The following is a 14,461-nucleotide window of genomic DNA, read 5'->3' as shown; positions in this document are numbered from 1 at the left end:
CCGACCGGGTCATGGTCGGCCTTCTAGCCTATTTTGCCTGATATGTAAGGGGGAAACGTTGATTTCCTACATCGCGATCGGCTGAACGCCGATCAACCATTCGTGCAGTTTCAGGATGAAAGCCCCCCAGAGAACGATGCCGCCGACAATGGCCACCACATCATAACGGCCCGAGACGAAGGGACGGAGCACTTTTTCGCCCGCCCTTTCCCGCCGCTTCAGCGAAATGCGCATCACCACACCCCAGGCAAGGAAGGATGCAAAAAGCAGGATCGAAGAGGTTTCGCCATTCGCCAGAAGATGGGCGAGCGCCCAGATCTTGACGGAGAGAATGAGCGGATGCTTCGTCTTCACCGCGATGTTGCCAGCCGGTATGAGGCTGGCGATAAGACAGATCATCGCCGGCAGCATCAGCGTCACGGCAAGATGGCTCGTCCAGACCGGCGGATACCACAACATGCCCGTCTCCTGCCGGGCTTCCCCAAAGGCATAGATGACGAGGCCGAGCGTGATGAGGCTGGCGACGGAATAAAGCCCCTTGAAAGGACCTTCACCCAGCTTCGCGATCATTCGCGCGCGAAATTGCGGCGCAAACACCTTCAAAAGATGCGTCAGGAAAAACAAGGCAAGACAGAGTACGAGAAAAAGCATGGAACACGGTCCCCCGGTGGATCGGAACGCGGCCCTATCACCGCGAGGCAGAACAGGAATTAGGCTGAAAGACGTAAAAAAGCCAGACTATTCAAAGCTTCGCCTTATTCCACCCGCAAAAGGCCACGGTGTATCATATGACGGATGACTGATGTTTCGCCCATTTGCCGCTTTTTCCCTGTCGCTTCTCGCCGCCCTGCCCGCTTTTGCCGAAAATACGGAAAAGCCGAAGCAGCTTGTCATCGTGTCCTTTGACGGTGCGGGCGACAATACGCTGTGGGAAAGAAGCCGCGCGACGGCGAAGGAAGTCGGCGCGCATTTCACCTATTTTCTCGCCTGCACGCTGGTCATGGACCGCAAGACCAGCGCCAAGACCTATCAGGGTCCGGGCCAGAAGGCCGGTCGCTCCAATGTCGGTTTCGGCCAGTCACCGGAAGAGGTGGAGACGCGGCTCAGAAACATCTGGGCCGCCTATCGTGAAGGTAACGAGATCGGCAACCACACCTGCGGCCATTTCGATGGAGGCCAATGGACCGCCGAACAATGGGATGGCGAATTCACCACCTTCACCAGCACGCTGGAAAATGCCTGGCAGATGATCGGCAAGAAGGGCGAGGAGCCCGAAGGCTGGCGCAACATGGTGAAGAACATCAACGGTTTCCGTGCGCCCTATCTGTCGCAGGGACCGGCACTGACCACCGCCCAGAAAAAACACGGCTTCGTTTACGATGCCACCAGCATCACCAAGGGGCCGGAATGGCCGGCGGAGCGCGACGGCATCGAGCATTTCGGCCTGCCGCTCATTCCCGAAGGGCCGGGCAACCGCCCCATCATTGCCATGGACTACAATCTCTTCATCCGCCATTCCATCGGCATCGAGACGCCGGATCGCGCCAGGGAATTTGAAGACCGCGCCTATACGGCCTTCCGCAATGCTTTCGACAGACAATACAATGGCGAGCGCATTCCGCTGCAGATGGGCTTTCATTTCGTGAAGATGAATGGCGGCGCCTATTGGAACGCCTATGAGCGCCTGCTGCGCGAAGTCTGCCGGAAAGACGATGTCGCCTGCGTGAGTTATGCTGAGGCCATGCCGATGATCGAGGCGCGGAAGAAGCAGAAAACCGAGGGGTAAACTTCCTCACACTCTCCGTTTCGTGACAAAGGTCGAATACCTCTCCTCCGTCATGCCGGGCTCGACCCGGCATCCAGCCACGGCGCGTCTGCGCCGTGACAAGAGCCTTTTGCGATCAAGGACTTGATCGCGCTGGACCCCGGATCAAGTCCGGGGTGACGACGTGCGGATGAGGCAGTTCATCAAACACATCGTCTCCGTAGAACGTGCTCAAGACCTGAAGGCGGCCAATCGACCGCCTTTTCTCAGGGTTTGTTGGCCGCCAGTTCACCGGCTTCCGCTTCGCGCTGCAGATAACGCTCGTCAATGTCAGGCAGGGGCTTGTCGTCGATTGCCGCTTCGAAGGCGACAAGACGTTTGTGGATGGAGAGCAGTTCGATGATCGTCGTCCAGGAGTTGACCAGATACTGGAACGAATTACTGACCTGACCGAAGGCCGTGGCGATCTGCTGGTAGATACCATAGGTGATCTTGCCGGCGACGATGGTAGGAACGAGCATCAGGAGCAGGAACACCGCATCGGCCTGAATGTAGAAATACCGCGCCACATTGAAATAGAGATAGTGCCAGTACATGCGGAAATAGTTCTTCCGCACATTGGAGTAGAGCTCCTTGACTGTTGGCGGCTGGGCGCGGTCGGCGTGATCCTCGCCATAGACAAGTTCCTTACGATAGGCGGCTTCCACACGCTGATTGCGGAAGTTCAAACCGGGCAGTTTGATGCCGACCGTCGCCAGAAGCACCGTACCGAATATCGACCAGACGATCGCCAGCCAGAACAGCGCATGCGGCACTTCGCCGATGATCGGCAATTCGGAGACATAGGAAGACAGCGCAAACAGGATCGGCAGGAAAACGACGAGCGTCATCACCGAATTGATCAGGGTGATGCCCAATGCCTCAAGCGTGGAGGAGAACCGCATCGTATCTTCCTGAACGCGCTGGGAAGCACCTTCGATATGGCGCAGCTTTTCCCACTTGGACATGTAGAAATCGTTCATCGCGGTTCGCCAGCGGAAGATGTAATGGCTGGTGAAGAAATCCGTCAGGATCGAAACCGCCATGCTGAGAAAGGCAATCTTGGCGAAGACGATCTGGAGGCTGTAGAAATCCCAGACTTCGATACCCGGTTGTTTGGAAAGGGCATTTTGCAGAAGGTCGCCGAAAGGCCGCCGAAAATTGTTGATGACGACGGAAATCTGAACGCCGAAATAGGTTACCGCGATAATCAGCAGCGATCCCCAGATAGACCAGAGCTTCCAGGGGTGATCCTTGGCGATGACGGTCCAGACAACGCCGAATAACGCTAGGCACGATGCGAGATAGCCGTAAAAGAACAGATTTGCCGGAACCAGAAAATAGCTGAGATCGTAGGGTTCCTGCTCGGGCATCACATAACCCCAGGACGCCCCTAGCCTTTCAAAGATGAAATACCAGGCAAGAATGGCGAAGAAGGCCCAAACGATGGCGGAGGTAAAGAAGGCTTTCGGCCTGGGAAAGAAGGAATGAAACACGTTTTCGAACTCACGCGCGTTTGAAATCAGCCATTATTGGCGAAGCACTAGATGGCCCGAACCTAGGGCAGAAATTTGTGCACAGCAACGGAGAAGCGCGGACCTTAACAAGATGTAAGGCGAAGCTGGCGAAACGAGCCGCGATGGAACACCGCAGAAAGACGGGGAGAGACCGCTCGCTGCCTAACGCCGCCGCTCGGTAGCAAGCACCGGCAGCATCAGGAGAATGCTGACCACGAGCACGGCTGAAGCGAGAATGCTGGGTGCGGTAAAACTGCCCGTCACCTCGGCAATCCAACCGGCGGCCAGCGGCCCGACGATCTGGCCCGTTCCGAAGGCGGCCGTCATCAGCGCAAAGGCGCGGCGCGGGCTTGGACCGGCAAATTCCCGGCCGAGCTGCAGGCCATAGGCGGTGATGACCATGAAGGTCAGCCCCAGAAGCAGACCGCCCGCGAGAACACCGGGCACCGGCGGCAGCATCACGGAAGCGAAGACGCCGATGGCTTCGACGGCGAGAACGATCACGAAAGCGCGTTTCAATCCCTGTGACTTCAGCACCGGTTTCCACAGGAAAAGCGAAATGGCGGCGGCGCAGCCGGTGATGAACCAGGCCAGAAACTCCACGAAGGCACCGGCAGCAGCCATGCGGGCAATCGCCACGATGAAGGTGGCGGTGATGACATAACCAAAACCGAAAAGCCCGTAGGCAAGCGTGGTCAGAAAAAGCGGCCGCGTCCATTGGAGTGGCGGCTCGGCCACCGAGGACGCATGCCGTGGCGGGCCTGCGGGCAGCACCCGCCAGACAAGAAGGAAGGTCAGGAAGGAAAAGACGGCACCGGCGATCCACTCCTCCCGCCAGGAGGCGCCGCCACCATCAAAAACCACGCCGATCAGATAGACCGCAAGCGAGGAGATGGCGATACCCGCGCCAACCCCGCCATAATGCAGTGCCTGAATATGATCCTTGCCGGCCTTCATGGCATGTCCGATGACGATCTGCGACGTGAAGATCATCGTCAGCGCGCTGGCGACACCGGCCAGGAACCGGATGACGGTGAAGGCCGCGACGGAATTGAAAGCGGCCATGGCCAGCAGCAGCGCGGCGGTGGAAAACAGCCCGCCAAGTGCTACGAGCCGCTCCCTCCCCGAACCCCAGGAATAGGCCGAAAGCACCGCACCCGCCAGATAACCGGCAAAATTGCCCGCCGCCACGATGCCAGCATCCCCAGCAGAAAGCGGCACATCCGCCATCATGCCGGGCAGGATGGGGGTGAAGGAAAAGCGGCCGAAACCCATGGCGGACGCCATCATCAGAGCCCCGGCGAAACCGAGTGCAGTCAGATGTCTGGCGGAAAGTGGCTTGTCGGTGATCATGCATGGCTTATCGCAACCACGCGAATAAGCGACAAGCGAGTTATTTTGATCGGCGTCATAAGCCGCCTTTATCGGTCACGCGGCGCGCATCCGATATGTTCCGAAGGTGCCGCGAGTTTCTTCTCCCCGCCGGGGAGAAGGTGGCCCGAAGGGTCGGATGAGGGGGCAAGCTCTCCGTATATCTCGACCCTTGCCCCCTCATCCCGCTGCCGCGGACTTCTCCCCCTCGGGGAGAAGAAACAAGGGGCACCCGCTCGCCCCACTCAGGGGCGAGAACGAGAAGATAGACGTTTGTAATTTGCCCTTGATGAACGGAACTCAGCCCCACCCGTCATTCAACCAGCGTCAGCACCAGCGGCCCGTTCTTCGTCGCCACCACCGTATGCTCATATTGCACCGTCGGCGCGCTCGGATCGCTATAGAGCGTCCATGGATCATCGTCGCCGTCTTCGGCCCAATAGGCACCGGTCGAAAGAAACGGCTCGACGGTGAACACCATGCCTTCCTGCATGATGCGGCGTTCGCCCTTGTCGGGCCAGGTCGCCAGTTCCTTCGGCTCCTCATGCAGGGAACGGCCGATGCCGTGGCTGGCGAGGTTGGTGATCAGCGTATAGCGGTTCTTTTTGGCAAAAGCGCCGATGGCATTGCCGATATCGGCAAAGGGCCGGCCGGTTTTCACCTGCTGCAGGCCCGTCCACATGGCGCGTTTGCCATCACGGCACAGGCGTTCGATATCCTTCTTCACCGGCGGCACGGCGAAAGACGAACCCGTATCACCGAAAAAGCCGTTCTTTACCGCCGAGACATCGATATTGACGAGATCACCCGCCTTGATGATGCGTGGCCCCGGAATACCGTGGGCCACTTCCTCGTTGACGCTGATGCAGGTCGCGCCGGGAAACTTGTAGCAGAATTCCGGCGCCGATTGCGCACCATTGTCCTCCAGCACCTTGCGGCCGATAGCATCCAGTTCGGCCGTGGTGATGCCGGGTTCCAGCGCGTCCGCCATGGTCTGCATGGCAACGGCGCACAAACGGCCGATATCCTTCAGCAGAACCAGTTCTTCTTCGGTGGAAATGACCATGTCTCTGTCCGTCGTTCTATTTGGCGGGTCTGAAAACGCCCGCCTTGGTAATCATCAGGCCGTGGCTTTCACCGGATCAGCACTCCCCGTCAATTCTTTTCTGACAACAGGGGCGACTTTCGTACCATAAAGCTCGATGCCGCGCATGATCTGATCATGCGGCATCAGGCCGATGGCCATCTGCAGCAGGAAGCGATCATTCCTGAACACGCCATGTGCTTTGATGATCTTTTCCGCCACCAGTTCCGGCTCACCGAGGAAAAGATTGCCCTCCGGCCCGCGTGCGGCATCGAAATGCGCGCGGTTCGTCGGCCCCCAGCCACGCTCGCGGCCAATGCGGTTCATCACCTCCGCCTGCGGGCCATAAAACTGGTCCGCCGCCTTCTCGGTGGTGTCGGCAATGAAGCCATGCACATTGATGCTGGTGCGCAGCTTGGTCTTTTCCTGCCCCGCCCGGCGTGCCGCCTCGTGGTAGAGATCGAACAGCGGCGCGAAACGGCGATATTCGCCGCCGATAATGGCAAGCGCCACCGGCAGGCCCATGGCGCCGGCCCGCGCCACCGATTGCGGCGTGCCGCCCACCGCAATCCATACCGGCAGACGTTCCTGCAGCGGGCGCGGATAGACGCCGCGCCCGTTGATGGCCGGATGTTTGGTACCGGACCAGGTGACGATTTCCTGTTCGCGCAGCGCCAGCAGCAGATCGAGCTTTTCGGCGAAGAGCACGTCATAATCCTCGAGATCGTAACCGAACAGCGGGTAGGATTCGATGAAGGAGCCGCGCCCGGCCATGATTTCGGCGCGACCGTTCGACAGGAGATCGACGGTCGAAAATTGCTGGAACACCCGCACCGGATCATCCGAACTCAACACCGAGACGGCGCTGGTGAGACGAATGTTCCTGGTTTTGACAGCCGCAGCTGCAAGCACGGTGGAGGGTGAGGAAGCGACATAATCCGGACGGTGGTGCTCGCCCAGCCCGAAAACATCGAGCCCGACCTGATCGGCAAGCTCGATTTCCTCGAGAAGATCCTTCAGCCGGCGCGCGCCTTCCGGCCCGCGGCCATCGGCGGGGTTGGGATTGACATCCGCGAATGTGTAAAGACCGAGTTCCATAAACGATACCTCTGTTTGCTTGCCTCAGAGATAGGGACGCACAGCCCCCCAGACAAACGCAAAATCTGGAAGCTTAGCTTCGAAAAAATGGATAGGCGCAGCCGGATTCGCCACCGCGTCACCCTTGCCTGAAATGGCCCGCGCAATGACGCCCGAAATGGCGATTGCCAGCCCGCCCCCTTTGGGCATAACCTGCTTAAACATGTGCGAAGTAATGCAAAAAGGGGAAAGCATGCATCGGACAGTTATCGTGACAGGCTCCACAAGCGGTATCGGCCTTGCCATCGCCCAGAGATTTGCGAGGGAAGGCGCCAATATCGTGCTGAACGGTTTCGGCGACGAGGACGAGATTGAAAAACTCCGCCTTTTGCTGGAAGCCGAAAGCGGCGGGCGCGTGCTTTATCACCCGGCCGATATGACGAAACCGGACGAGATCGCCGACCTTATCAATTCCTCCCATGAAAAACTCGGCTCGGTGGATGTGCTCATCAACAATGCCGGTATCCAGCACATCGCGCCGATCGAGGACTTCCCAACGGAAAAATGGGACTGGATCATCGCCATCAATCTGACCAGTTCCTTCCATACCATGCGTGCCGCGATACCGCTGATGAAGAAGGCTGGCAAAGGCCGCATTATCAATATTTCCTCGGCCCATGGTCTCGTCGCCTCGCCGTTCAAATCGGCCTATGTGGCGGCCAAACACGGCATCATGGGCCTGACGAAGACAGCGGCGCTGGAGCTTGCGCAGACCGGCGTCACCGTCAACGCCATTTGTCCCGGTTACGTGCTGACGCCGCTGGTTGAAAAGCAGATACCGGAAATGGCCAAGATGCGCGGCATCAGCGAAGAGGCGGTGAAGAACGACGTGATGCTGGAATTGCAGGCGACCAAGCAATTCGTCACCGTCGATGACGTGGCGGCGGCTGCCCTATTTCTGGCAAGTGACGCCGCAAGCAATATCACCGGCACGCATATCTCCGTCGATGGCGGCTGGACGGCGCAATAATTGCCGGATTTTCTTTCCGTTATGGAAACAATGAATTGCCAAAACGGAAATCGATATGCACGCGCGGTCGTGCATAGATATGCAGAGATAATGACAAGAAACCGGCTCGGCAGCCGGACAAAAAGCAGGGCATTGCATGAAAGACGCGATCAGCTTCATCCTCAACAGCGAAACCATCTCGCTCAGGGATTTCGGACCGACGGACACGCTTCTCGATTACCTCCGCATCAGCAAGCGGTTGACCGGGACCAAGGAAGGCTGTGCGGAAGGCGACTGCGGTGCCTGCACGGTGCTGGTCGGGCGGCTGCTGGATGGTTCGCTGCGTTATGAAAGCGTCAATGCCTGTATCCGTTTTCTGGGCTCGCTGCACGGCACCCACATCGTCACGGTGGAGCATCTGGCCGCGCGCGATGGCACGCTGCACCCGGTGCAGCAGGCCATGGTGGATTTCCACGGGTCGCAATGCGGCTTCTGTACGCCGGGCTTCATCATGTCGCTTTACGGCCTCTGGCTGACCAGCGAAAAACCCGGCCGCGCCGATATTGAAAAGGCACTGCAAGGCAATCTCTGTCGATGCACGGGTTACGAGCCGATCGTGAAGGCCGCCGAAAAAATCGCCGCGGCCCGCCCGAGTGCGCTCTTCGATCCGCTGCAACGGGACCGCACCGACATCATGGCACGGCTCTGGGCGATCCGCGAAAATGAGACGATCACCGTCGTCAGAGGCGAGGATCGCACCATCATTCCGGCGACGCTGTCTGATTTGACCGAGATTTACGCCGCTGAACCAAAGGCCACCATCGTCGCCGGTTCCACCGATGTCGGCCTGTGGGTAACGAAGCAGATGCGGGCGCTGAACCCCGTCATCTTCATCAACAATCTCGGCGATTTGCAGGCGATTACGGTGGATGAGGATGGCGTGACACTCGGTGCCGGCGTCACCTACAGCCAGGCCTTCAGGACCATTGCAGACCATTTCCCACCGCTTGCCCGGCTGTTTAACCGCCTCGGTGGCGAGCAGGTGCGCAATATGGGAACCATCGGCGGCAACATCGCCAACGGCTCGCCCATCGGCGACACACCACCGGCGCTGATCGCGCTTGGCGCGACGCTCACCCTGCGCTCGTCTTCCGGCGGTCGCACCGTGCCGCTTGAAAGCTATTTCATCGATTACGGCAAACAGGACCGGCTGAGCGGCGAATTCGTCGAAAAGCTTTTCATTCCGTTCCAGAAGCCGGAAAGCCACTACGCCGTCTACAAGATTTCCAAACGGCGCGACGAGGATATTTCCGCCCTCTGCGCCGCCTTCAATCTGACGCTAGACGCTGACGGCACCATCGAGGACATCCGCATCGCCTTTGGCGGCATGGCCGGCACGCCGAAACGCGCCGCTCATCTGGAGGCAGCTCTTCTCGGCAAGGCGTGGTCGCAGGATACCATCGACGCAGCGCGCGATGTGCTGGACGAGGATTTCACCCCGCTGACCGACTGGCGCGCCACCGCCGAATATCGGCAAATGACGGCCAAGAACCTGCTGACGCGGTTCTTCCTTGAGACTTCGGGCGAGAAGCAGGAACTCGCGCGCTTCACGCTGGAGGAGGCTTGAACCATGGACACCACAAGCTTCGACAAGACCAAGACCGAAATCGACGGCCCCATCCACAGGTCGCTCCGGCACGACTCCGCCCATAAGCACGTGACGGGCAGCGCCGAATATATCGATGATATCCCTGAGCCCGCAGGCCTCGTTCACGGCGCACTCGGCCTTTCCGACCGGGCGCATGCCGAAATCGTCTCCATGGACCTTTCCGAAGTGGAGGCCACACCGGGCGTGCTCTGGGTCATGGTTGGCAAGGACGTGCCCGGCGAAAACGATGTCTCGTCAGGCGGTCGCCACGACGAACCTTTGCTGGCCGAGACAAAGGTCGAATTCCACGGCCAGCCGATCTTCGCGGTCTTTGCCGAAACCCGCGATATCGCCAGAAAGGCGGCCCGCAAGGCAAAGATCACCTATAGGGACCTGCCGCATTTCACCGATATCGACACGGCGATTGAAAATGGCGGCGCGCTCGTCATCGATCCGATGACGCTGAAACGTGGCGATGCCAAGATCGAAATGGATGTCGCACCGCGTCGCCTCACCGGCACGATGCGGATCGGCGGGCAGGAGCATTTTTATCTCGAAAGCCACATCGCCATGGCCGTGCCGGGCGAGGATGACGAGGTGACGTTGTGGAGTTCCACCCAGCATCCAAGCGAAATCCAGCATATCGTCAGCCACATCCTGCAGGTGCCGTCCAACGCCGTCACGGTGCAGGTGCGCCGCATGGGCGGCGGTTTCGGCGGCAAGGAAACGCAGGGCAACCAGTTTGCAGCACTCTGCGCCATCGCCGCCAAGAAGCTGAACCGGGCCGTGAAAATCCGTCCGGACCGCGACGAGGACATGAGCGCCACCGGCAAGCGCCATGATTTCCGCGTCGATTACGAGTTGGGCTTCGATGAAGAAGGCCGCATCCACGCCGTCGACGCCACCTATGCCGCCCGCTGCGGTTTTTCCTCCGATCTCTCCGGTCCGGTCACGGATCGCGCGCTGTTCCATGCCGATTCCAGCTATTTCTACCCGCATGTGCATCTGACCTCGCGGCCGCTGAAAACCCACACCGTCTCCAACACCGCCTTTCGCGGTTTCGGCGGGCCGCAGGGCATGCTCGGCGCGGAACGGTTTATCGAGGAGATCGCCTATGCCGTTGGCAAGGACCCGCTCGATATCCGCAAGCTGAATTTCTACGGCGAGACCGGCTCCGGCCGCACCACGACGCCCTATCATCAGGAAGTCGAAGACAACATCATCGCCCGCGTTGTCGAGGAGCTGGAGACGTCAAGCGACTACCGCGCACGACGTGATGCAATCATCGAGTTCAACAAAACGAGCCCGATCATCCGCAAGGGCATCGCGCTCACCCCTGTCAAATTCGGCATCTCCTTCACCATGACCGCCTTCAATCAGGCCGGCGCGCTGGTGCATATCTATAATGACGGCTCCATTCACCTGAACCATGGCGGCACCGAAATGGGCCAAGGCCTCTACACCAAGGTGGCGCAGGTGGTGGCCGATGCCTTCCAGGTGGATATCAACAGGGTGAAGATTACTGCCACGACGACGGGCAAGGTGCCTAACACGTCAGCCACCGCCGCCTCCTCCGGCACCGACCTCAACGGCATGGCGGCCTATGACGCCGCCCGCCAGATCCGCGAGCGGCTCGTCAAATTCGCCACTGAGAACTGGAACGTGCCGGAAGAGGAAGTCGTCTTCCTGCCAAACCGGGTGCGCATCGGCCTTGAGGAAATCGCCTTCAACGATTTCATCAAAAAGGCCTATTTCGCCCGCGTGCAGCTTTCCGCCGCCGGTTTTTACAAGACGCCGAAAATCCACTGGGACCGCGCCGCCGGCCGGGGCACGCCGTTTTATTATTTCGCCTATGGCGCGGCCTGCTCGGAAGTATCGATCGATACGCTGACCGGCGAATACCTGATGGAACGCACCGATATCCTCCACGATGTCGGCAAGTCGCTGAACCCGGCCATCGATATCGGCCAGATCGAAGGCGCCTTCGTGCAGGGCATGGGCTGGCTGACCACCGAGGAATTGTGGTGGGACGGCAAGGGGCGGCTGCGCACCCATGCGCCTTCCACCTACAAGATCCCGCTCGCCTCCGACCGGCCGAAGAGCTTTAACGTCAAGCTGGCGGAATGGGCGGAAAATGCCGAGCCCACCATCGGCCGCTCCAAGGCCGTGGGCGAACCGCCCTTCATGCTGGCGATCTCGGTTCTCGAAGCCCTCTCCATGGCCGTCGCCTCCGTCGCCGATTACAAGGTCTGCCCGCGCCTCGATGCGCCGGCAACGCCTGAGCGGGTGCTGATGGCGGTGGAACGGTTGAAGAAGGTGTGAGGGAGGGCGTATCCATGTGGCCGAGCCCCCTCATCCGTCCCTTCGGGCCACCTTCTCCCCGGCGGGGAGAAGAAATTTGCCGCGCCGTCGCAAATTTCCGCAAAGTTGGTGAGGTAAGCGAAAACATCGCTCCGGGTTTCTTCTCCCCGCCGGGGAGAAGGTGGCGCGCAGCGCCGGATGAGGGGGCCAGCGCCAATGCCTGACACCTCCCTCCCCGCCTTCCTCGCCCGCCCTGCTCCCGCAATCCTCGTGGAAATCGAGGCCGTGAAAGGCTCATCCCCACGCGAGGCCGGCACCTTCATGCTGGTCTCACAGGCTGACTTGTGGGAAACCATCGGCGGCGGGCAGTTCGAATATATGGCGATAGACCACGCCCGTACCATGTTGCGAACAGGTGCTGCCGAAGACCGCATGGATATTCCGCTAGGGCCGGAAATAGGCCAATGCTGCGGCGGTCGCACCCTCATCCGTTTCCGGCGGATAACGGCAGAGATCGCTGCCGGGCTTGAAGCGCGGCTGAAGGGCGAAACCGAGCAGCAGGCCGCCGTCTTCATTTTTGGCGCCGGTCATGTCGGCAAGGCATTGGCAGATGCCCTGTCGCTGCTGCCCCTGACCCTGACTGTGGTGGAAACCCGTGAAAGCGAGCTGCGCGATCTTCCCCCGGTGGTGGCGTCCATACTGACCCCCATGCCGGAAGCATTCGTTCCGAGAATCCCGGCAAACGGCGCGGCCATCATCGTCACCCACGATCACGCGCTCGATTTCCTGATTGCGAAGGAAGCGCTTGCCCGCGACGATCTCGCTTATGTCGGCATGATCGGTTCGAAGACCAAACGCGCCACCTTTTCCCATTGGCTGGAACGGGAAGGAGAGCCCCCTTCCCGCCTTGCAAAGCTCACCCTGCCCATCGGCGGGACAAGCGTGAGAGACAAACGCCCCGCCGTCATAGCGGCCCTTGTGGCAGCCGAGTTGCTGCAAGCATTTTCCGCTGCCGAAATCCGTCGCAACGAAAATCGACACGCCCATCCTCAAGACCAAGATCACGCCTGAGCCCCTCCGGCAGGCTTTCATCCGCCAGATTGTCGGGTTGAAGGCTTTCAAGAGTAAACCGTTCCGCTGTCCGCAGACCCGCATGCAGGCGGGACCACGCGCGCAAGAGTGCTGTGCGCATGTTCGTCTCCATTCAAAAATGTCAGAAGCTCAGTTGATGAATTGAGCTAAAAATGCTCTGTTTTCCGGAGAAAAACCAATGAAACCTTCGGCAATTGGCATAAAGAGAACTTATCCATGAAAATGTCCCGCCAGTTTCCCCTGAACGCTCTGCGGGTGTTCGAAGCTGCCGCAAGGCATCTGAGCTTCACCAAGGCCGGCGAAGAGCTGGGCATGACCCAGACGGCGGTGAGCTATCAGGTGAAACTGCTGGAGGAGAATATCGGCGAGCCGCTCTTCATCAGAAAGGCGCGGCAGGTCTCGCTGACCGAGGCCGGGCAGAAACTTGCGCCGAAAGTCGCGGAAGCCTTCAATAATCTGCGGGAGGCCGTGGACAATGTGCGCGACACGTCCGACGCGACCCTGACAATCCATTCCACCGCCACCTTCGCCTCACGCTGGCTTTCGCGGCATCTGGGTGCTTTCCAGCTCGAACATCCCTCGATCGCCGTGCGGCTCGACACATCAAGCGCTTTGATCGATTTTTCCCAGTCGGATTGCGATGTCGCCATTCGCTGGAGCAAAGATAACGGCAAAGGGCTGATCTATCATCAATTGCTGCGCGGCGTTTATACGCCGATGTTGCATCCGGGCCTTGCCGACAGCATCGGCGGATTGCACAAGCCGGAAGACCTGCTGCGCCTGCGCATCATCGATCCCGGCGACATCTGGTGGAGCCAATGGTTTCGGGAAGTGGGTGTTGAAAATCCCGGCCTCGACCGTTGTCCCCGCAGCCGCCTCAATGTGCAGGCCTTCGAAGCCGCCGCCGCAATTGCCAGCCAGGGGGTGGCCATGCTCACCCCTGAACTCTATGCCGATGAGATTGCGCTCGGCCGCCTTTATCAACCCTTCGAGCACCTCAGCAGCGAAGGAAAGAACTATTGGCTGGTCTACCCCGAAAACCGCAGGAACATCCGCAAGATCAGGCTGTTCCGCGACTGGATATTGAAGCGGATCGAGGAAAGCCGGCCGCAGCAATCGCCTCAAAACCCCATGTCCGGCGCATAAAAACAGCGCGGCGTATCCTCATCCGGAAACAGGCAGAGATGATATTCGCCATCCTCGGATCGTCTTGCCTCGCGCTGCGACCAGTTGAAGACGTGGCGTCGCGTGACCATGCGGTGATCGCCGGGTGCGAGCGAGACCTCGTAACCATCGGGGGTCACGCGGACGCTGCGCGTGGGGATCATCTGGCAGTCGCCGGTTTCGGCGTCGCCATTGCAGCAATAGCTTTCATATTTGAACCCCTTATGGGATTCATGGGCAAGCGCGGTGGCGCTGAACGCCAGAGACAGGAAGAGGACCGTCAGAACAAGGCGCATCGGCATGGTCTCCGTTGAAACAACGGCGGCTGCCGGAAGATCATTGCGTCCCTTTATTCAAATTTCACATCAACACCCACCCGGACACAACGGCACCG

12 protein-coding genes are annotated in these 14,461 nt (G+C 59.6%); 6 read left to right on the top strand and 6 right to left on the bottom strand.

Annotated features, from left to right (window positions below):
- Positions 1 to 66 precede the first annotated feature (66 nt).
- A complete protein-coding gene (locus M0412_RS01380) occupies positions 67 to 651 on the bottom strand; it encodes an NnrU family protein (RefSeq protein ID WP_269701991.1) in 585 nt (194 codons plus the stop codon).
- Between the two features lie 151 nt (positions 652 to 802).
- Here M0412_RS01380 and M0412_RS01375 point away from each other — a divergent pair, with 151 nt between their 5' ends.
- Complete coding sequence (locus tag M0412_RS01375; RefSeq protein ID WP_269701990.1) at positions 803 to 1,786, top strand: polysaccharide deacetylase family protein; 984 nt, start codon at positions 803 to 805, stop codon at positions 1,784 to 1,786.
- A 245-nt stretch (positions 1,787 to 2,031) separates the two neighbouring features.
- On the opposite strand, the gene sbmA is transcribed toward M0412_RS01375, so the two are convergent.
- The 4 genes from sbmA to M0412_RS01355 form a co-directional block, all read right to left on the bottom strand.
- Complete coding sequence (gene sbmA / locus M0412_RS01370; protein WP_269701989.1) at positions 2,032 to 3,300, bottom strand: peptide antibiotic transporter SbmA; 1,269 nt, start codon at positions 3,298 to 3,300, stop codon at positions 2,032 to 2,034.
- Positions 3,301 to 3,483: 183 nt separating this feature from the next.
- Complete coding sequence (locus M0412_RS01365) at positions 3,484 to 4,674, bottom strand: MFS transporter (RefSeq protein ID WP_269701987.1); 1,191 nt, start codon at positions 4,672 to 4,674, stop codon at positions 3,484 to 3,486.
- Between the two features lie 331 nt (positions 4,675 to 5,005).
- Entirely contained in the window at positions 5,006 to 5,758 is a 753-nt protein-coding gene (gene map / locus M0412_RS01360; protein ID WP_269701985.1) for a type I methionyl aminopeptidase, read from the bottom strand.
- Positions 5,759 to 5,812: 54 nt separating this feature from the next.
- Entirely contained in the window at positions 5,813 to 6,874 is a 1,062-nt protein-coding gene (locus tag M0412_RS01355) for an LLM class flavin-dependent oxidoreductase (protein WP_142840436.1), read from the bottom strand.
- Between the two features lie 232 nt (positions 6,875 to 7,106).
- Here M0412_RS01355 and M0412_RS01350 point away from each other — a divergent pair, with 232 nt between their 5' ends.
- From M0412_RS01350 to M0412_RS01330, 5 genes are all read left to right on the top strand, one after another.
- Positions 7,107 to 7,883, top strand: coding sequence for a 3-hydroxybutyrate dehydrogenase (locus M0412_RS01350; protein WP_269701982.1), 777 nt, complete (start codon positions 7,107 to 7,109; stop codon positions 7,881 to 7,883).
- Between the two features lie 136 nt (positions 7,884 to 8,019).
- Positions 8,020 to 9,489 (top strand): xanthine dehydrogenase small subunit, encoded by a 1,470-nt coding sequence (gene xdhA / locus M0412_RS01345; RefSeq protein WP_269701980.1) that lies wholly within the window; start codon positions 8,020 to 8,022, stop codon positions 9,487 to 9,489.
- A 3-nt stretch (positions 9,490 to 9,492) separates the two neighbouring features.
- Positions 9,493 to 11,832: a xanthine dehydrogenase molybdopterin binding subunit gene (gene xdhB, locus M0412_RS01340; protein ID WP_269701978.1), complete on the top strand. Its 2,340-nt coding sequence runs from the start codon at positions 9,493 to 9,495 to the stop codon at positions 11,830 to 11,832.
- 195 nt (positions 11,833 to 12,027) lie between these two features.
- On the top strand, positions 12,028 to 12,882 hold the full coding sequence (gene xdhC, locus M0412_RS01335; protein WP_269701976.1) for a xanthine dehydrogenase accessory protein XdhC: 855 nt from the start codon (positions 12,028 to 12,030) through the stop codon (positions 12,880 to 12,882).
- 237 nt (positions 12,883 to 13,119) lie between these two features.
- Entirely contained in the window at positions 13,120 to 14,049 is a 930-nt protein-coding gene (locus M0412_RS01330) for a LysR substrate-binding domain-containing protein (protein ID WP_269701974.1), read from the top strand.
- Here the strand turns inward: M0412_RS01330 and M0412_RS01325 are convergent.
- Positions 14,025 to 14,363, bottom strand: coding sequence for a hypothetical protein (locus tag M0412_RS01325; RefSeq protein WP_003524238.1), 339 nt, complete (start codon positions 14,361 to 14,363; stop codon positions 14,025 to 14,027). The two genes, M0412_RS01330 and M0412_RS01325, sit on opposite strands and share 25 nt — an antisense overlap.
- Positions 14,364 to 14,461: the final 98 nt, after the last annotated feature.

Source organism: Agrobacterium sp. O3.4 (assembly GCF_041414895.1).
Lineage (GTDB): Bacteria > Pseudomonadota > Alphaproteobacteria > Rhizobiales > Rhizobiaceae > Agrobacterium > Agrobacterium cucumeris.
Note: the sequence above shows the minus strand (reverse complement) of the source record. Positions and strands in the feature narration are given on the sequence as shown.